The sequence below is a fragment of the Nocardia sp. SSK8 genome (genome assembly GCF_037034205.1).
Lineage (GTDB): Bacteria > Actinomycetota > Actinomycetes > Mycobacteriales > Mycobacteriaceae > Nocardia.
In genome coordinates this window covers 1-18,438 of the sequence record NZ_JBAGKD010000004.1, presented here as the reverse complement: position 1 = coordinate 18,438, position 18,438 = coordinate 1, and the positions used below count along the sequence as shown (strand labels likewise).

Genomic DNA, 18,438 nt, shown 5'->3' with positions numbered 1-18,438 from the left:
GTTCCCCAGGGGACAGGCCGGTGTTCGCATGCCCGTGTTCGTTCGCGCCGCCGTGCCCGGCGGCCGACTCAGGAAGCGACAGACATGCAGGAATTCGTGCTCGACAGGACCGCTCGCGTCATCGCCGACCGGCCCCACGACCTCGTCGGCAATACCCCGGTGATGTGGGTGGGCGCCCCGCTGGCCGGACCCGACCGGGGGTTCTGGGCCAAGCTGGAAGGCTTCAACCCCGGCGGGATGAAGGACCGCCCCGCCCTGCACATGGTGCGCCGCGCCGAGGAGCGCGGTGATCTGGTGCCCGGCGCGCGGATCGTCGAATCCAGCAGCGGCACCTTCGGTCTCGGCCTCGCGCTGGCGGGGCTGGTGCACGACCACCCGGTGACGGTGGTCACCGACCCCGGCCTGGAACCCATCGTGGACCGCATGCTCACCGCCTTCGGCGCGCGCGTCGAACGCGTCGAGCGGCCGCATCCGGTGGGCGGCTGGCAGCAGGCCCGCCGCGACCACGTGACCGCCGCCCTCGCCGCCGACCCCACTGCCTGGTGCCCGGACCAGTACAGCAATCCCGACGCCCCCGACGGCTACGCGAGCCTGGCCAAGGAGCTGCTCGAGCAGCTCGGCCGGGTCGACGTGCTGGTGTGCGCGGTCGGCACCGGCGGCCACTCCGCCGGGGTCGCGAGCTACCTCCGCGGACACCACCCGGCGCTGCGGCTGATCGGAGTCGACACGGTGGCCTCGACCATCTTCGGCCAGCCCGCGGGACCGCGGCTGATGCGGGGGCTCGGCTCCAGCATCCGCCCGGTCAATGTCGACTACGGGGCGTTCGACGAGGTGCACTGGGTGGCCCCGGCCGAAGCCGTCTGGGCCTGTCGCACCCTGGCCGCCACGCACTACGCCACCGGCGGCTGGAGCGTGGGCGCGGTCGCGCTGGTCGCGGGCTGGGCCGCGCGCACCGCCGACCCGGACACCCGGATCGCCGCGGTGTTCCCCGACGGCCCGCACCGCTACTTCGACACCGTCTACAACGACGCCTACTGCCGCGACCACGACCTGCTCACCGGACTGCCGCCGCGCGAACCCGCGGTCCTCGCGCATCCCGGGGAGCGGACCGTGCGGTCCTGGACCCGCTGCCCGGTCGTCGTCGACCCGGCCGCGCCGGTGCTCGCATGACGACGCTGCGGGCCTTCGCCGGGTTCGACCTGCCCGCCCGGCTGCTGATGATCAACCAGTTCGGCATCAACCTGGGCTTCTACATGTTGATGCCGTACCTGGCCGGATACCTGGCGGGCCCCGTGGGTCTGGCGGCCTGGGCGGTCGGACTGGTGCTGGGCGTGCGGAACTTCTCCCAGCAGGGCATGTTCCTGCTCGGCGGCACCCTGGCCGACCGGCTCGGCTACAAACCGCTCATCGTGGCGGGCTGTCTGCTGCGCACCGCCGGATTCGCCGCGCTGGTAGTCGCCTCGTCGCTGCCCATGCTGCTGATCGCCTCCGCCGCCACGGGTTTCGCCGGGGCACTGTTCAATCCGGCCGTGCGCGCCTATCTCGCCGCCGAGGCGGGGGAGCGGCGGGTGGAGGCCTTCGCGGTGTTCAACGTGTTCTATCAGGCGGGCATCCTGGCCGGACCGCTCGTCGGTATCGCCCTGCTGGGACTGGACTTCCGGTGGGTCGCGGCGGTGGCGGCGGCGGTGTTCGCGGTGCTCACGGTGGCGCAGCTGTGCGCGTTGCCGCAGCGGCGCGGGGTGGTCACCGGCACGTCGGTGCTGGCCGACTGGCGTGCCATCGCGGGCAACCGGCGCTTCCTCGCCTTCGCCGTCGCGATGGGCGGGTCGTATGTGCTCTCGTTCCAGGTGTATCTGGCATTGCCGCTGCACGCGGAGTTCGTCGCCGGGGCGAGCGGGGCACAGGCGCTCACGGCCGCGGTGTTCGTGATCTCGGGCGTGGTCGCCATCGCCGGGCAGTGGCGGATCACCGCCTGGTTCCGGCGGCGGTGGGGCACCGAGCGCGGACTGGTCGTCGGGCTCGGGGTGCTGGCGTCGGCCTTCGTGCCGCTGGCGCTGGTGCCGGGGCCGGACGGGGTCGGTCCGGTGGTCGCGGCGGGGGCCCTGCTGGTGTCGGCGGCGGTGCTCGCGCTCGGCACGGCGGCGGTGTTCCCGTTCGAGATGGACACCGTCGTCGCCATGGCCGACGGCAAGCTGGTCGCCACCCACTACGGCTTCTACAACACTGTGGTCGGCGTCGCCATCCTGGCCGGGAACCTGGCAACCGGCGCGGTCCTCGGCGCCGCCAGGGCCGCGGGTGCCGACCGGCTGGTCTGGTTGGGCATCCTGCTGATCGGCGTGCTCACCGCGGTCGCGGTCGGCCGCGCGCTGTGCCCCGACCAGGGACGCCACCGCCGGTCGTCGGCCCTGCCCGCCTACACCGCCGCCCCCGGACGCTGGCCGGTGCGCACCGGGTCCGGGGACGATCGGCCGCACTCCGCGGGCCGGGCGGAGGTCGATAGAATCCGCGCATGAGGACTGTGCCCGGCCGCGCGGCCGACCGGATACTGGTGACGCTCACGGCCGCGGTGGTGCTCACCGCCGCGGCCGGGGGCCTCGCCCACGCCCACCCGACCGGGACCGACCAGCGCGAACAGTCCCAGTCCGCCGCGGGCACCGAGGGCCTCGACCCCGCCCTGGCCGCCGCCTACACCCTCGCCGAACAGCGGGCCCACGCCGAGGGTGTCCCCCTGTCGATCACCTCCGGCTACCGCACGCCTGAACAGCAGGAACAACTGTGGCAGGACGGCCTGGCCACCTACGGCGACCCCGCCGAGGCCCGCCGCTGGGTCCTCCCACCCGCCGAATCCACCCACGTCTCCGGCCACGCCATCGACGTAGGCCCCCAGGCAGGCGCCCAGTGGCTCGAGACCAACGGCAACCGCTGGGGCCTGTGCCGCACCTTCGACAACGAGTGGTGGCACTTCGAGCTGGTCACCGTGCCGGGCACCCCGTGCCCGCCGACGGTGCCCGACGCGAGTCAGCGCTGACCCGCCCGGGGCGCCGGGGTGCTATCCCGGCGCCGCGGGCCGGGGTCAGCGCAGGGTGGCGAAGAAGGTCCTGATGTCGGCGACGTGGGCGGCCGGTTCCTCCATGGCGACGAAGTGGTTGCCGGGGTTCTCCGACGGCCAGTGCGTGATCTTGTTGTCGCGTTCGGCGAGGGTGCGCATGAGCGGTGAACCGCCGCCGTAGACGCCGGTCGGCACCAGTTTCTGGCCGATCGGCCAGCCGAAGCCGCCGTCGCGCAGGCCCTCGTACATCGGCCACGACGAGCTGCCCGTGGTCTGGGTGAACCAGTACAGCGCCACATTGGTGAGGATGTGGTCGCGGTCGATCACGTCCTCGGCGAGCTCGGCCATCGGGGTGAATTCCTGGAACTTCTGCATCATCCACGCCAGCAGGGCCACCGGCGAATCGTTCCAGCCCAGCGCGAAGGTCTGCGGGGCCGCCTTCAGCAGGGCGTGGTGGTCGACGCCGCCGGTCATCCACTGCTGCATCTCGGCCCACTGCGCCTGGTCCTCGGCCGACATGGTCGGGACGTCGGCCTCGGTCGGCATGCCGATCCCGCCGTCGAGGTGCACGCCGATGACGTGCTCGGGCGCGACCAGGGCCAGCTCGGGGGCGATGTAGGCGCCGAGGTCGCCACCCTGGGCGCCGTAGCGGTCGTAGCCGAGCCGGTCCATCAGGGTGGCCCACATGCGGGCCACCCGGGCCGTGGTCATCCCGGACTCGGTCGGCGCGGCCGAGAAGGCGAAGCCGGGGACCGAGGGGATCACCACGTGGAAGGCGAGGGCGGGATCGAGACCGTGCGCGCGGGGATCGGTGAGCGGCCCGATGACGCGGGTGAACTCGACGAACGAATTCGGCCAGCCGTGGGTGAGCAGCAGCGGCACCGCGTCGGGCTCGGGGGAGCGCACGTGCACGAAATGCACGTCGAGACCGTCGATCTCGGTCAGGAACTGCGGGAACGCATTGAGGGCGGCTTCCTGTGCGCGCCAATCGAATTCGCCCGTCCAGTACTCGGCCAGCTCGCGCAGGTAGGTCGCGGGCACCCCGCGCTCCCAGCCCTCGCCCGGCAGTTGCGCGGCCCAGCGGGTGCGGGTGAGCCGGTCGGTCAGATCGTCGATGTCGGCCTGCGGAATGTCGATGCGGAACGGGCGGACAGTGCTCATGGGGTCGGGCTCCTCGATCTCGTCGGTGTGATTCCGACTCTAGAAAGCATCTAGGACAGGATCGGTCCTAGATGTGCGGGAGAATCGAATTCATGACCGATACCGCCGCCCGCCTGCTCCGACTGCTGTCCCTGCTGCAGATGCCGCGCGAGTGGCCGGGTAGCGAACTGGCCGAACGGCTCGGCGTCACCGATCGCACCGTGCGCCGCGATGTCGATCGCCTGCGCGAACTGGGCTATCCGGTGGTCGCGGCCCTGGGCGCCACCGGGGGCTACCGTCTCACCGCGGGCTCCGCGCTGCCACCCCTGGTGCTCGACGAGGAGGAGGCCGTGGCGGTGGCGGTCGGCCTGCGGGTGGCCACCGGTCAGGCCGTCGCCGGGATCGAGAACGCGTCGGTGCGCGCGCTCACCAAACTCGAACAGGTGCTCCCCGCCAAGCTGCGCAGGCGGGTACGCACGGTCGGCGCGGCGGTCGCGGTTCGGGTGGACGACGGACCGGCCGTCGACCCCGACGTGCTCACCGTCCTCGCGGCCGCCGTGACCAACCGGGAACGCCTGCGCTTGGGCTACCGGGACGCGGCGGGCACCGTCTCCCGGCGGCACGCGGAACCGCTCGGCGTGGTCGCCTCGGGCCGACGCTGGTACCTCGTCGCCTACGACCTGGACCGGGACGCCTGGCGCAGCTACCGGGCCGACCGGATCGAGGATCCCCGGCCCACCGGCGCCCGCGTCCTGGTCAGAGAACTCCCCGCCGCCGATCCCGCCGACTACGTCGCGGGACGCCGAACCGATTGGGGCACCCCGGAATACCGGGCCGAGGTCACCATCGAGGCGCCGCTCCACCGCGTCGCCGGTCGGCTCGGGGAGGAACCTGGCACCCTCGTCGCCGACGGTGCCACCAGCTGCCGCCTCACCGGCACCCGGGCCGACGATCCCGCCTGGCTCGCCGCCCGCCTGGTTACCCTGGGCGTGCCCTTCCGGCTCCACGACGCCCCCGAACTCGCCGCGCACCTGCGCACGCTCACCGATCGCGTCGCCCGGGCCCTCACCCCGCCGGGCCCGTGACCGCCGGGTCAGAGGCTGCCGGTGTCCTTGAGCACCCGGCGCGACTGGGCGAACAGCATGCCCACATTGACCGTCTTGCGACAGACCACGACCACCACCATGTCGTCGCGGCTCTCGGCGCGCAGGAACAGGTGGGTGAGGTTGTTGGAGTTCACCAGGATCTCCTGGAAGTAGTGCTCGTCGCTGCGGACGCCGCGCCGCTCCTTCCAGATGTCCTCGATCATCACCACATTGCGGCCCTGGAACAGGTCGAGGGTGGCGGCCGCGAGCAGGTCGAGGACCTCCGGCGGGTGGTTGTCGACGGTCTCCACCGACAGCAGCATGCCGGTCGACATGTCGATGATGCCCGCGGCGAGACAGTCGGGCACCTCGGCGCGCAGGGATTTGACCAGCCCGCCGAGTCGTTCGGTCATGGTGGCGGGGCCGGGATTACTGGTGGTCACGTGATCTTCTCGCTTCTCCGCCGGAGCGGGGAGTAGTACTCGTCCACGGTCGTGGACGGGGGAACCGGCTGTGGCGGACGCGGCCGGAGGGTGTCGTTGATGCCGCTGGCGCCGCGGCGGCGCCGGGGCAGGGCGGTGTCGGCCGGACCGGGACGGTCGTCGGCGTGATGGACGGTGAGCAGACCGGTCGCCAGCAGACGCGCCACCTCGACGCTGACCGGATACAGCGGACGGCCGAGCCGGAAGGCCAGATCGCGGCAGGTCCGGGTGCCGTCGGCCAGGCGCAGGATCCCGGCACCCGGGCCCTCGCCACCCTCGACGGCGGCGGTGCGGGCCAGGAGATTCCGGTACGGGGAGAAGCCCGCGTGGGCCAGGGCGGTGATCCGGCGGTCGGTCTCGTCGACCAGCCAGGGCGCCTCGTACCCGGACTCCCCGGCGTCGATGTCGTCGGGACCGGTGTCGATCCGGTGACAGCGCTCGACCCAGCCCGCCGCGATCGCGAAGGCCCCGTCGACGGTGGCGGTCATCCGCAGCAGCCGCGCCCGGGCGGCGCCGAGCGGACGCTCCCCGGCGACCCGGTCGAGCGCGTCGAAACCCGGTGCGCCACCGGTGGTCACGGCCACGATCCGGCCGTCGGCGAAACGGATGTCGCCGCCGGGCTCGCCGATTACGCGCAGGATTCCGCAGAAGTGGTCGGTGCCCGCGGCGGCGAGGGCCGCTTCGAGCGGTCGGGTGTCCCGGAGGGGGATGGGCAGCTGCATGGTGGTCACCTCCCGCGGTCGGTTCGTGCGCAGGCGGGCCAGCAACGGCCACGCACTCAGTCCGGCGAACACATCCGGCACCTTCCGCGGGCTGGGCGGCCGGGTGCCGGCGAACTCACCGCATCGGCGCGCACGGCATGTGTCGGTATCTCACGACGACCCCTGAAAATCGCTGACGGCGTGCGGAATCGACCGCACCGGCCCGCGTGGGCCCCATGATCCCCGGGCCCGCGCGTGAGCAGAATCCTGACAGCCCTGCGGATTTCGAGCAACCGATTCCGCGAAATTCGATCCGGGAGCGCGCGGAAATCAACCGGTCGGTCCGCACGGCACCGGCAAACCCCTGGATACCGCACCGGCCGTGTGGAATTCCCGTCAAGGCGGGTTGGCCCGCGCGGGGGTCAGCCCACCGGCGCGGGTTCGCCCGGCATGCCCTCCAGGGTGAGTCCACCCTCGATCGTGGTGGGGACGCGGCGGCGGTTGGGCGAGCCCAGCGCGGCGGTGAGATCGCCGCCGTCGTGCTCGGCGAGCAGCTCGCCGCTGTCCCACACCAGCAGCGTCGCGCTGACGGTGTTCTCGGCGGTCGAGTGGGCCAGGTCGTAGTGCGCGCACCCCGGGACGTGCCCGTAGGTGATCCACAGGTCGTAGCCGGTCATGAACAGGTCGAGGTCGAATTGCACGCTCAGGCCGAGCAATTCGCTGCGGCCGTTGTCGTCGACACCGGCGAACGCCTCGTCCAGGGCCAGCAGCCGCGGCGCCTGCGGGTCGGCCGAATCGAGCATCACGTGCGCGGCGGCGAACAGCGGCAGGTGCAGCGAGACCGACTGCTCACCGCCGGAGAGCGCGCTGTGCCGGGCGACGGTGAGTTTGTCCTCGGTGCCGTCACCGGAGATCAGCGTGAACGCGAACACCCGCCAGGTGCGGTAGTCCAGGGTGGCGGCGAGGATCTCCGGGTAGGAGCGTTCCGGGTGGGCACCGCGGGCGGCGCGGATCTCGGCGGCGAAATGCGCGCGGACCGCGCCCAGATCGTCCTGGCTCAGCGCGGCGGTGTCGCGGTCGAGGAGCTTGCACATGGCCCTGGCCGCCTCGGACAGGCCGTCGGCGAGCACCCAGTGCACGCCGACGGTGGTGCCCGAGGACATCCGCCGCTGCTTCATCTCCGCGCCCATCCGGGAGATGAGTTCGCGGGCGTCGGTGGTGCGCTCGTGGATCTGCTGGGCCAGGCCGGTCAGCAGCGCGTCCTCCAGGATGCGGCGTTCGGCGTCGGTGAGCAGCAGTTCCTGGTCGCGGCGGGCGGCGTCGATCCGGGCGGCGAAATCGGCGAGCGCGGCCTGGCCGTTCTCGTCGTGCACGGCGACCACGGTGAGCCCGTCGGCGGCGTCCCAGTGCAGGCGGTAGTCGCGTCCGGAGGCGGTGAGCGCGGCGTCGAACTCCTGCAGCGCGCCGGTGACCGCCGAGCGGGTGGCCTTGCGGCCCGCCTCGGTCGCGCGCACCTGCGCGGTGGCGGTGTCCAGATCCGCGTAGAGGGCGGCCACCTCGTCCGGCAGCACGACCGGATCGGTCTCCGGGCCCGCGGCGACGATGCGGTACTGGAGCTGCTCCGGGGTGAGCCAGGCGGCGTCCCCGGCGGGCCAGCGGTGCTCGGTGCCCGCGCCGAGCAGGGCGAGCAGGTCCGGGCGGGCATAGGGGGCCAGCGAGCGCACCTCGGCCAGGACTTCGGTGAGCGCGGTGGTGAGTGCCTCATTGGCGGTGCGGTAGGCGGCCTCGGCGTCACCGACCGCCTCGATCGCCGCGTTGGCGGCCTTGCGCGCGGCCCGCTGCTCCGCCTTGGCGGCCTCGATCGCCGCGCGGGCGGCCTCGAGTTCACGGTCGATATCGGCCGCGCTCGCGCCCAGTGCCTCGCGCAGGGTCTCCAGCTTGCGCTGCTGTTCGGCGAACCCGAGGCGGGCGGCCTCGGCCTCCTCGGCGAACGCCTCGGCCAGCGCGCGGGCCTCGGCGTGCCGGTCGGCGCCCTCGCGTTCGCGTTCCCGCTCCCGCTCGTGCTCGGCGCGCAGCCGCAGCTGCCCCGTCCCGGTGTTCTCGAAATGCCGGATGGCGGCGGCGAGCGCGTCCAGCGCGCGGGCCTCGCGCGGGGTCCGGTGCGCCTGGGCGGCGGCCCGCACGTTCTTGTCGAGCGCGGTCACCTCGGCGACCGCCTGATCGAGCTCCCGCTCGGCCTGCGCCGCCGCCTCCACCCGTGACCGCATGAGTCCTGCGGTCTCGGCCACGGCCCGCAGCGCGGCGGTGACGGCCGAGGGCCGGGGGAGTGCCTTGGCCGCCGTCGACAGGGCGGCCGATTCCGCTGTGGCAGTGGCTTCTTCGGCCTGCGCCGCGTCGTGTTCGGCCGCCGTGCTCTCGATGGCCGCCTCGATCTCGGCCAGCCGCAGCTCCCGCCTGCGTGCCCGCGCGGTGGCACCGAGGAACTCGGCCGCGGCCTTGTGATGCCGACCGACCAGGACCCCGGACCGGAATTCGCCCGCGGTACCCAGGACCACACCCGCGGTGCTCAGCGCGGCCAGCGCGGGCCCGCTGATCGCCGTGGCGGTGCCCGTCCGCGCGTCCGTGGCGGAGTCGAGCGGGTCCGCCCGCACCGCGGTGCGCTCGGAGTCCGGCTCGTCCGGAGCCTCGGCGGCGGTGGGCGCGGTGGGGGTGCCGGTCGGAGCGGAGGCGCTCGTGGCCGCGTCGTGCAGGGCGATGGAGGCGAGCACCGCCGCGACGGTCTCGGTGGGGACCGTCAGTTCGGGGGAGTCCTCCTCGACCACCAGGACATCGGCGAGGGTGCGGCCGGTGGGGCGCTGGTCGGCGGGGAGCGGGAGCAGGAAGTGGTCGGACGCGACGTGGGCGGGCAGGTCGGGGCCGCAGATCCAACTGTCGAGCAGGCCGCTGGACTGCAGGGCCGCTTCGATCGCGGCGGCGTCCGTGGCGGTGACCGCGTCGGCGAAACGGACGAGCCGCCACAGGGGCGCGCCCGGAAGGTCGTCGCGGACACCGGTTCTGGCGGGATGCGGCGGGGGAGCGTCGTCGTGCTGGGCGGCGATCTGGGTGCGCTCGGCACGGAGCGCGTCGCGACGGGCGGCCGCGTCGTTCGCCCGGGCGCGCGCCTCCTGGCGCCGCGTGCGGATCTGTTCTCGGAGTGGCTCGCTGAACTCGGCCAGAATTTCCGGGGCGGACGCGCCTTCGTCGCTGCCCGCGGCGGCGAAGGCGGCGCTGAGAGCGGCGAACAACGCTGTCGGGCCCCCGGCGGACTGGGAGATGTTCGCGGGTTCGGTGATATTCGGGGTGTCCGGAGTGAACACCGCGGCGTGGGTTTTCCACCAGGACCGCAGGGCCGCGGCGGATTCGGTGCGGGCCAGGGTGACCGCGGCTTCGGCGTGGGCCACCTCGGCGGCGGCGGACTCCCGCAGTTCCACGGCCCGTTCGGCGAGGCGTTCGGCGCGGGTGCGTTCGGCGGTGGCGGATTCCCACGTGCTCACCGCCTTGCGGACCGCGCGGACGTCGGCGTCGCGTTCCTCGGCGTGACCGCGCACGGCGGCGGTGAACTGGTCGCCGCGGCCGTCGGCGGGCGGGGTCCACTCGATGCCCGCCTCCTCGGCGGCCGCGCGGACGGCGTCCTCGCCGCGGGCCAGCGCGGCGGCCGCGGTGCGCACCGCCTCGGCCGCGCGTTCGGCCTCCTCGGCCCGGCGTTGCAGGGTCTGCCCGGCCTCGGCGGCCTTGTCGCGGTGGACCGCGGCGGAGGTCTCCAGGCGGCGCACGGCGTCGGCGAGGTCGTCGAGCTGCTGTTTGCCCTCGTAGGCGCTGGAACGCTGCAGGTTCTCACGGTCGGCGATGGCCTGCTCGTAGGCGCGGTCGGCGTCCTCGGCCCTGGCCTCGGCCTCGGCGCGGTCGCCCTCGCGGCGGCTGCGCAGCGCGGTGGCGGCGAAGACGGCGGTAGCGGCGTTGGTGACCGCGTCGAGGCGGGTCCGCACCTGGTCCACATCGGTTTTGGCCTGGACCGCGAGATATTTGCGGTACACGTCGACGAACTTGCGGGTCGCGGTGTCGGCCTGGACGAGCCCGTCGAGGGTGCGCCCTACCTCCTCCATATCGCTGAAGGAGCGGGCCGCGTCGAGGATGAGCTGCTCGTCGAGCGGGCGCAGGCCGTCGGTGAGTGCCTGGGAGAGCCCGCGCGGATCGAGGTTCTTGGCCAGCTGCGGGCGGCGCAGCGTGAGAATGAGATTGATCAGCTGGTCGTAGCGCTGCACGCCGAGCCCGAACATGCGCGCGTCGATCGCGGCGCGGTACTCCACCGGCCGGTCGACGATGGCGTCGCCGCCGATCTGCTCGGCCAGCTGCTTGCGGGTCAGCGGGCGATCGTCGGGACCGATGAGCGAGAAGTCCACCCCGGCGCGCCCGTCGGCGACGAAGTACCAGCGGGTCACCTTGTCCGAGGAGCGGGTGGCGCGCATGCCGATGCCGACGGTGACCACCTCGGGGTCGGCCCAGCTGCCGCGCGCGAACTCCATCCACACATACGAGTAGGCCGATTCCTGCTTGCGGTAGAGCAGGTTCGACTTCATCGTGCGTTCCTCACCCGCGAACGGGTTGAGCCTGCGCGGCTCGATCCGGCCGTCGAGCACGAACGGGAACAGCACCTCCAGGGCCTTGGTCTTGCCCGAGCCGTTGGGGCCGCGCAGCACCAGGCGGCCGTCGGCGAAACAGAACTCCTGGTCGCGGTAGTCCCAGAGGTTGACGATGCCCGCGCGGGTCGGGACGAAACGTATTCCGCCGTGGATGAGCGTCATGCTCGGTTCCCTCCCACTCCGGTCCCGCCGGTCTCGGCGGCGGTGACGAACAGTTCCTCGGCCTTGCGCACCCGCACGGTGACCACCGCGCCCCGGTACCGGGCCAGCGCGGGCAGCACCAGCAGCCCGCCGGGCACCGGCCGCACCAGCCGCAGCTTGGCCAGCAGAGCCAGCACCTCGGCGCTCAACCCGCCCACATCGGCCTGCCATTGCGCGGCGAAGGTCGCGCCGTAGCGGTCGGTGAGCGCGGTGACCGTGCTGCGTGTCCAGGCGTCGTCGAGGAACGGGTAGGTCACCGGGTCGCCGTCGTCCCCGGCGATCTCGGTGAGGGGATCCGGGGCGAGCGCGTCGGCCTCCTCGGCCAGCGGGGCGAAGACACCGGCCGCCGGGATGGCCGCGTCGAGCTGGGTGATCAGCGCGTCCTCGGCCGGGTCGGGCGTGGGACGGCGCTCGACGGGATTGTCGAGGTCGAGCACCGCGTCGGCGATCTCGCCGATCAGCAGCAGCGCCACCTGGGCGAGGGTTCCGGTGCCGGGGAACCGGGTGTCGGAGAGCCTGCCGGAGGTATCGATCAGGGCCACCCCTTCGGCCCGGCGCTCGGCCCGCAACCCCGTGCAGTACTCGACCTCGCCGACCACCCGGTCCTGGTCCAGCAGCGCGCGTTCGGCGGGGGAGAGCTCCTCGCGATAGACCACCGGCCGCTCCACCAGCGCGCGCCGCACCCGCCGCGCCTGGTCGGCGGCGGTCTGCTCGGTCTCGTCGGCGAGCAGGCCGCGCACACTGTGCAGGTGCTGGAGCGCGCGCGGCGGACGGAACAGCGCGACGACGACCGGACGGTCGATGTCGTAGAGCGCCTCGCCCGCCTCCGGGTCGCTGGCCCAGCCGCCCGCGTCCCCGTCGGCCAGCGTGAGCGCACCGCGCGCACCGAGCCAGCCGATGGCGTCGACGAAGGCATCGCGGTCGGCGGCCCGCTCGGTGGACAGCTCCAGCCCGTCGATCCCGCCCGCGTAGTCGGCCACCTGTTCGGCCAGCTCGGACAGCGTGATCTGGTCACCCGCCCGCCCCAGCGCGGCCAGCGCCAGCGCGAGATAGGCGTAGCGGCGCCGGTCGAAGACCCGGTCGTTGACACTGCGCGCCGGACGCGCGTCATCGAGCCGGTCGTGCACCGGGAAGAGCCGGGCCGTTGTCTCGGTGACCTCGAGCCGATACCCGAACAGTTCGGCCAGGTCCTCGCGCAGTTCGGTGGCCCACCGGCGCACCAGCGGCAACGCGATCCGGTCCGGGTACACCCGGGTGACCAGGTGATTGGCCAGCATCACCCGCGCGGCCCGCTGATAGCTGTCCAGTGCGAGCGCGTCGATCCGTCGTCGCTGCTTCATCGGACCCCACCTCGCCGCTGGGTGGCGCGGATCTCCCGCGCCTGGTTCGTCGAACCGCGCGGGTGTCGCGCGGTGGCGGCCATTCCGGGGCGGAGGTGGTCGCGCACCGGAGCGCACCTCATCGCGGTGCGGGGGAAGCTCGAGCCGGGCGCCTCTCGCTCGACGGCATCGCCTGGGGGGCGGTAGTCGTTCATCGGGACACGCCCCGCCGCACCGTCGCCCGCACCTCGAGTCGGCGATTGTTCAGATGGAGCATCCCGGCGGCGGTGCGGATCATCGTCGATCCCTCGCACGGCCGCACCGTCAAGGTGACGCCGTTGTCCGATCCGGTGGTGCCCTCGACCCGGCCGCTCACCGGCACCCACGCCGTCGACGCCGCGTCGAGCAGCCGCAACAGGACCTCGGTCTCGCGCTGATCGAGTACCCGCTCGTGCACATTGCCCGCGGCCAGCGAGGCGGCGGCCGCCGCGCGTTCGCGTTGCGCGGCCAGCTGGGCTTCGCGCAGCCGTCGAATCCCCGCGTCATTGCGCGCGATCCGGGCCGGTGCGCCAGCGGCGGGGGCCCGGCCGGTCTCGGCGAGAGTACGCGATATCTCCAATGGCGGTGCGTCCCACCAGGATCGGTGCGCGGGCACGAGCTCGGCATCGGGATGCTCCAGCGCGAAATGGCGGGGCCTGCCCAGTCCGAACACCGCGTCGTAGAGGGCGTGCGCGGCCGACGTCGTCGGGGTGTCGACGAACCAACCGGCCAGGTGCCGCAGCGCCGACTCCCGGCTGACACCCCCGCGCCGGGTCTCGGTGACCCGCCGCAGCAGCGACAGCACCGCCGCGATCGCGCTCATCGTGGCCTCGCGCAGCCGGTCGGCCTCACACGCGTCGCCCTCGCCGCCCGCGCCGACGAACCAGGTGCGCAGCCCCTCCCAGCGGGCCCGCCAGTCCGCCTCGCGTTCGGCCGCGCTCACCAGCACCCGCTCGTCACAGCTCGCCGCCCGCCGGACCAGCTCCTCGACCCCGGTCCGCTCGACCTCGCCGATCGCCGCCGCCAGCCGCGGCGCGAACCGGGCCAGGTCCATGCTGAACTCGCGCATGTGCGCCAGCAGGGCGTCCTTGTGCGCGAGGAACGACTCCGGGGTGATCTCGGTGGTCCGCACCAGATCGCCCAGCGACAGATAGAAGTGCGCGGCCCGCGCCGCCATATCGGTGAGGGCGGCGTCGAGCCTGCGCAGAGTGGTGTAGACGCGTTCGGCGTCACCGTCACGATTGGCCGCGGCCAAGGTGCCCAGGTCGGCGAGCAGTTCGGGCAGCACCAGCCGCGACAGCGAGGCGTCGTCCATCCGGGCCGCCAGCACCCCGGCCACCGCCCGGTAGGCCTGGAACCCGGCCTGGGCGAACTGGTAGACGTAGTGCCGGTTGCGGTACTCGGCCAGGGTGGCCGCGCGGGTGCCGTCATAGCTGCGTTCGAGCACCCCCCACCGGTGCAGCTGCTCGAGCAGCGGGCCGATCTCGGCCGAGGGCAGCGGGACGCCCGCCGGGGCGTCGCCCCTGCCCCCCGATTCGGTGCGGCCGATCCAGTCCGCGACGTCGTCGGCGTGCAGCAACACCACGTAGGCGGCGCGGGCGCTGTCGAAGGCCCGCAGCACCCGCAGGTAGTCGGCGCGCTTCTCCGCCGTCGCGAACGAGAACAACCGCAGACGTTCGTCCCACAGGGCGGGTACGGCGCTGGGCAGGCCGTCGGCGGAGTCGGTCACCGTAGAGAGGGTAGTGGGGCCCGGTCCGTGCTCCGCCCGACCCGTCCCGGATCGGCGCGCCCCCGCCGCCGCGCTCACCCGACGTTGAGTGAGCGCAGCTGTTCGAGGAACGTCTGGGTGCGCGGGTCGCCCGGGAAGCGCTCGATGATCTCGCGCGCCGCCTCGCCCGCGATCCAGGCCAGCGAGGGCAGTGACTTGCGTCCCGGGCTGAAGGCCGCCACGCCCTCCTCCACGGCGCGCTCCAGATCGCGATCGCGCACCGCCACCACGGCCAGGGTCAGCCGGGCCTCGGAGACCCGCATGGGATTGCGCACGCTGCCGTCGGGCCGGGTCGAATCGCTGATCACCTGGTGGGCATAGCGTTCGGCGAGCCGGTCCTGGCCCGCCACCCGGCAGCAATCCATCGCGTAGAAGTCGAATTTGGTTGCGTCGATGACGAAATGGTTGTCCAGATCGGCCGGGTGACCCATCCGCGACAGGATCGCCCTGCCCTCGTCGAGCGCGGTCTGCACCGCCCGCCGGTCACCGAGCCGGGCCCAGCCCTTGGCCCGCTGCGCGGCCAGCTGCACCCCGACACTCATCGAGGTCGTCCCCGGCATCGCCTTCTCGGAGACCTCGATGGCGCCGCGAAAGTTGCCCTGGGTCAGGGCGAACCAGGCCGACATCTCTGCCGCCCAGCCGACGATCTCGGGGTTGCCCGCCTCCCGGCCCAGCGACTCGGCGGCCCGGCGGGTGGCCTCGGCGCCGCCGCGGCGGCCCAGGTCGTAGTCGACGCAACCCACCAGCAACGCCACCCAGCCCGCCAGAACGAGGATTTCCCGATGCTGGCCCAGGGTGAGCCTGCCGTCGAGCAGCGAGGTGATCCGGCGCAGCCAGGCCGTGCCCTCGGCGTGCAGCGCGTGCGGTTCGGCGTAGGCGTATTCACAGCACAGCCGTTCGGCGGTGATCCGCACCGCGTCCAGGGTCGCGCTGTTGACATCGGACATGCGCAGTCGGCCGATGAACTCCAAAGTGTCCATACCCGTTGCGGATAACAGCTCGTCATCCCGGTTGGGCCGGGCCTTGGGGAAGAACGCCGCCGTGACGGTGTCGAACGCGGCCGCGATGATCGGCGCGTAGAACTCGTCAGGTCGTGATTCCCCGGATTCCCAGCGGCGCCAGTTGCGCAGCAGAGTACTGTCCGTTGGCAGGTTGTGGGAGGACTTGGCACGCATCGCGCGGACGGCATCGGCTTGCGACCACCCCCTCGCGTCACGTTCCGAGCGCATCCGGACAGCCCAGACGGGTCGATCATCAGTTGCGGTCACGGCGGTAGTATCCCACCAGTTAACGTTCGGCGTCCCGGATAGGGCATGTAGATGTCATCGGTTTGACATCTGCTGCCGCGGGCCACGATTGCGCATGCTGGTAGCAGGTGCTCGGCCCGCAGACCGGACGCCCGCCTCGCAGGAGAGCTTGCGAGGCAACGCAGTACCCCCGCGCGGCGCTCCGGCGCGGCGCGGGGGGATCCGACAACAGAACAGCGATCCCTATCCAACGGAGGTTCGGGTGGAAGCGTTGATCTATGGATACTTGCGTGACGATCTGGCCGAGGGCCAGGGCGATCAATTGGAGGACGCGCTACGTAGCCTGGCGCGTACCGCGGGAATGTGTTTCGCCGCGACCTTCCACGAATCGACCGCCGGTGACGGCGCCGCGTTCGCCGAGCTCACGCAGGAACTGAAGCGCGCCGACGCGCACCACGTGGTGGTGCCGTCGCTGGATCACCTTGCCGGCCAGACGATTCCCCGTGACCTGCTCATCGCGAAGCTGGCTCACGAGGCGGCCGCCCAAGTGCTCACCCTGGAGGTGTAGCCATGTCCGGTTCCGCGGGATCCGAACCACCACATCGGTGAGCGGGGGGAGTCCCCGCCGCCCGGCCGGGCGCACCGCGCGCCCGGCGGCGGCACGGGCTCAGAGCCCGAAGCTGCCCGGACCGCGCCTGCGCAGGTACTTCTCGAACTCCGCGGCGATGGCGTCGCCGTCGATCTTCGACATCGTCTCGTTGAGATCGATCGCCGCGTCGCCGCGCTCCTCGAGCGAGCGCACGTACTCGTTGATCTCCTCGTCGCCGACGGTCATCTCGTTGACCGCGGACTCCCACTCCTCGGCCTGCTTGGGCAGCTCACCCAGCGGCACCTCGATGTCGAGGACCTCCTCGACCCGGTGCAGCAGCGCGATGGTGGCCTTCGGGTTCGGCGGCTGCGACACGTAGTGCGGGACCGCCGCCCAGAACGACACCGCGGGCACCCCGGCCTTGACGCACTGGTCCTGCAGCACCCCGGTGATCCCGGTCGGGCCCTCGTAGCGGGTCTGCTCGAGGCTGAAGCGCTCGGCGGCCTCGGGACTGTAGGCCGAGCCGGTGACCGGCACCGGGCGGGTGTGCGGGGTGTCGGCCAGCAGCGCGCCGAGGATCACCACCGTCTCCACGCCGAGCTGTTCGATGAATTCCAGCAGGTCGTTGCAGAAGCTGCGCCAGCGCATATTGGGTTCGATGCCGCGCAGCAGCACGATGTCGCGGTCGCTGCCGGGCGGCGAGCACACCGACAGCATGGTGGAGGGCCACTGGATCTCCCTGGTCACCCCGTCCACCTGGCGCACCGTCGGCCGGTTCACCTGATAGTCGTAATAGTCCTCGGAATCCAGTTCGGCCAGTGGCTCCGCGTCCCAGAGCAACTCGAGATGCTCGACCGCGCCACTGGCAGCGTCACCGGCATCGTTCCAGCCCTCGAAGGCCGCAACCAGCACGGGATTGCGCAACGTCGGCAGTTCCGTCTCGGGGGTTTCACTGGCATCCACCCGGTCAGCCTAGTGTCTCGGGCGAATTGTTTTGCGGTGACCGGCGCTGTTGCGTGTTTCGGCGCGTGGCTGTGGCCGGGGCCACTCGATTCACCCGCAGTGGTCTCGGGCGTCGGTGCCGACCATTAGTCTTGGATACATGTCTGCGTCCTTGCCCACCGGGTTCGATACCACGCTCCTCGACACGCTGCGGCGGCGAGTCGTCATCGGCGACGGTGCGATGGGCACGATGTTGCAGGCCGCGGATCTCACGCTCGACGATTTCCGCGGCCTCGAGGGATGCAACGAGATCCTCAACGACACCCGCCCCGACGTGCTGGCCGACATCCACCGCGCCTACTTCGCCGCCGGTGCCGACGCCGTGGAGACCAACACCTTCGGCTGCAACCTGCCCAACCTGGCCGACTACGACATCGCCGACCGGATCCGCGACCTGTCCGAACGCGGCACCCGCATCGCCCGCGACGTCGCCGACGAGATGGGCCCCTCCGCCGACGGCACTCCGCGCTATGTCCTGGGCTCGATGGGCCCCGGCACCAAGCTGCCCACCCTGGGCCACGCCCCCTACGTCGCCCTGCGGGACGCCTACACCGAGGCCGCCCTGGGCATGCTCGACGGCGGCGCCGACGCCATCCTGGTCGAGACCTGCCAGGACCTGCTCCAGGTCAAGGCCGCGATCACCGGCAGCCGCCGGGCCATGATCGCGGCGGGCCGCCGCATCCCGATCATCACCCACGTCACGGTGGAGACCACCGGCACCATGCTGGTCGGGTCCGAGATCGGCGCGGCGCTCACCGCGCTCGAGCCCCTCGGCATCGACATGATCGGCCTGAACTGCGCCACCGGTCCCGACGAGATGAGCGAGCACCTGCGCCACCTGTCGCGGCACGCGCAGATCCCGGTGTCGGTGATGCCGAACGCCGGTCTGCCGGTGCTCGGCGCCAACGGCGCGGAATACCCCTTGACGCCCGAGGAGCTCGCGGTCGCCCTGAGCGGGTTCGTCTCCGAGTTCGGGCTCGGGCTCGTCGGCGGCTGCTGCGGCACCACCCCCGAGCACATCCGCCAGGTCGCCGAGGCGGTCCGCGGGGTCGAGACCACGCTGCCGCCGATCGAGCAGCGCCGCACGCCCGCGCACGAGCCCGCCGTGTCCAGCATGTACACGGCTGTGCCGTTCGA

At 72.5% G+C, this 18,438-nt stretch carries 14 protein-coding genes; 6 read left to right on the top strand and 8 right to left on the bottom strand.

What is annotated here, in order from left to right; translation table 11 throughout:
• Window positions 1–84: 84 nt before the first annotated feature.
• From WA675_RS09280 to WA675_RS09270, 3 genes are read left to right on the top strand one after another with little or no spacing between them, the layout of a single operon-like run.
• Entirely contained in the window at window positions 85–1,170 is a 1,086-nt protein-coding gene (locus WA675_RS09280; protein WP_336083646.1) for a PLP-dependent cysteine synthase family protein, read from the top strand.
• Window positions 1,167–2,513 (top strand): MFS transporter, encoded by a 1,347-nt coding sequence (locus WA675_RS09275; RefSeq protein WP_336083645.1) that lies wholly within the window; start codon window positions 1,167–1,169, stop codon window positions 2,511–2,513. Before WA675_RS09280 ends, WA675_RS09275 begins: the two co-directional genes overlap by 4 nt.
• A complete protein-coding gene (locus tag WA675_RS09270; protein ID WP_442945589.1) occupies window positions 2,510–3,028 on the top strand; it encodes a M15 family metallopeptidase in 519 nt (172 codons plus the stop codon). The genes WA675_RS09275 and WA675_RS09270 overlap by 4 nt, the downstream gene beginning before the upstream one ends.
• Window positions 3,029–3,073: 45 nt before the next feature.
• Here the strand turns inward: WA675_RS09270 and WA675_RS09265 are convergent, their stop codons facing one another.
• A complete protein-coding gene (locus WA675_RS09265) occupies window positions 3,074–4,210 on the bottom strand; it encodes an epoxide hydrolase family protein (RefSeq protein WP_336083643.1) in 1,137 nt (378 codons plus the stop codon).
• A 92-nt stretch (window positions 4,211–4,302) separates the two neighbouring features.
• Between WA675_RS09265 and WA675_RS09260 the strand changes: the two genes are divergently transcribed.
• Window positions 4,303–5,274, top strand: a complete 972-nt coding sequence (locus tag WA675_RS09260; protein ID WP_336083642.1) for a helix-turn-helix transcriptional regulator — start codon at window positions 4,303–4,305, stop codon at window positions 5,272–5,274.
• Window positions 5,275–5,282: 8 nt separating this feature from the next.
• Here the strand turns inward: WA675_RS09260 and WA675_RS09255 are convergent, their stop codons facing one another.
• From WA675_RS09255 to WA675_RS09230, 6 genes are all read right to left on the bottom strand, one after another.
• Window positions 5,283–5,717, bottom strand: coding sequence for a hypothetical protein (locus WA675_RS09255; protein WP_336083640.1), 435 nt, complete (start codon window positions 5,715–5,717; stop codon window positions 5,283–5,285).
• Window positions 5,714–6,550 carry a hypothetical protein gene (locus WA675_RS09250; protein WP_336083639.1) on the bottom strand — a complete coding sequence of 279 codons (837 nt, stop codon included), beginning with the start codon at window positions 6,548–6,550 and terminating at the stop codon, window positions 5,714–5,716. The genes WA675_RS09255 and WA675_RS09250 overlap by 4 nt, the downstream gene beginning before the upstream one ends.
• 329 nt (window positions 6,551–6,879) lie before the next feature.
• Window positions 6,880–11,298 (bottom strand): SbcC/MukB-like Walker B domain-containing protein, encoded by a 4,419-nt coding sequence (locus WA675_RS09245; RefSeq protein ID WP_336083637.1) that lies wholly within the window; start codon window positions 11,296–11,298, stop codon window positions 6,880–6,882.
• Window positions 11,295–12,677 (bottom strand): TIGR02678 family protein, encoded by a 1,383-nt coding sequence (locus tag WA675_RS09240; protein WP_336083636.1) that lies wholly within the window; start codon window positions 12,675–12,677, stop codon window positions 11,295–11,297. Before WA675_RS09240 ends, WA675_RS09245 begins: the two co-directional genes overlap by 4 nt.
• Before the next feature lie 190 nt (window positions 12,678–12,867).
• Window positions 12,868–14,424 carry a TIGR02677 family protein gene (locus WA675_RS09235; RefSeq protein ID WP_442945588.1) on the bottom strand — a complete coding sequence of 519 codons (1,557 nt, stop codon included), beginning with the start codon at window positions 14,422–14,424 and terminating at the stop codon, window positions 12,868–12,870.
• Window positions 14,425–14,498: 74 nt separating this feature from the next.
• Window positions 14,499–15,638, bottom strand: coding sequence for an XRE family transcriptional regulator (locus WA675_RS09230; RefSeq protein WP_336083634.1), 1,140 nt, complete (start codon window positions 15,636–15,638; stop codon window positions 14,499–14,501).
• Window positions 15,639–15,972: 334 nt separating this feature from the next.
• On the opposite strand from WA675_RS09230, the gene WA675_RS09225 reads away from it, so the two are divergent.
• The gene (locus WA675_RS09225) at window positions 15,973–16,278 is read left to right on the top strand and encodes a hypothetical protein (RefSeq protein ID WP_278264512.1); all 306 of its coding nucleotides are present in this window, start codon (window positions 15,973–15,975) and stop codon (window positions 16,276–16,278) included.
• Window positions 16,279–16,377: 99 nt separating this feature from the next.
• Here WA675_RS09225 and WA675_RS09220 read toward each other — a convergent pair whose 3' ends face one another.
• Window positions 16,378–17,262, bottom strand: a complete 885-nt coding sequence (locus WA675_RS09220; RefSeq protein ID WP_336083630.1) for a PAC2 family protein — start codon at window positions 17,260–17,262, stop codon at window positions 16,378–16,380.
• 139 nt (window positions 17,263–17,401) lie between these two features.
• On the opposite strand from WA675_RS09220, the gene WA675_RS09215 reads away from it, so the two are divergent.
• Window positions 17,402–18,438: homocysteine S-methyltransferase family protein (locus WA675_RS09215; RefSeq protein ID WP_336083629.1), on the top strand; the 1,037-nt coding region annotated here is incomplete at its 3' end.

Coding starts and splice junctions, on each gene's coding strand:
- WA675_RS09280 (WP_336083646.1), top strand. CDS start 85: ATGCAGGAATTCGTGCTCGACAGGACCGCTCGCGTCATCGCCGACCGG.
- WA675_RS09275 (WP_336083645.1), top strand. CDS start 1,167: ATGACGACGCTGCGGGCCTTCGCCGGGTTCGACCTGCCCGCCCGGCTG.
- WA675_RS09270 (WP_442945589.1), top strand. CDS start 2,510: ATGAGGACTGTGCCCGGCCGCGCGGCCGACCGGATACTGGTGACGCTC.
- WA675_RS09265 (WP_336083643.1), bottom strand. CDS start 4,210: ATGAGCACTGTCCGCCCGTTCCGCATCGACATTCCGCAGGCCGACATC.
- WA675_RS09260 (WP_336083642.1), top strand. CDS start 4,303: ATGACCGATACCGCCGCCCGCCTGCTCCGACTGCTGTCCCTGCTGCAG.
- WA675_RS09245 (WP_336083637.1), bottom strand. CDS start 11,298: ATGACGCTCATCCACGGCGGAATACGTTTCGTCCCGACCCGCGCGGGC.
- WA675_RS09240 (WP_336083636.1), bottom strand. CDS start 12,677: ATGAAGCAGCGACGACGGATCGACGCGCTCGCACTGGACAGCTATCAG.
- WA675_RS09230 (WP_336083634.1), bottom strand. CDS start 15,638: ATGCGTGCCAAGTCCTCCCACAACCTGCCAACGGACAGTACTCTGCTG.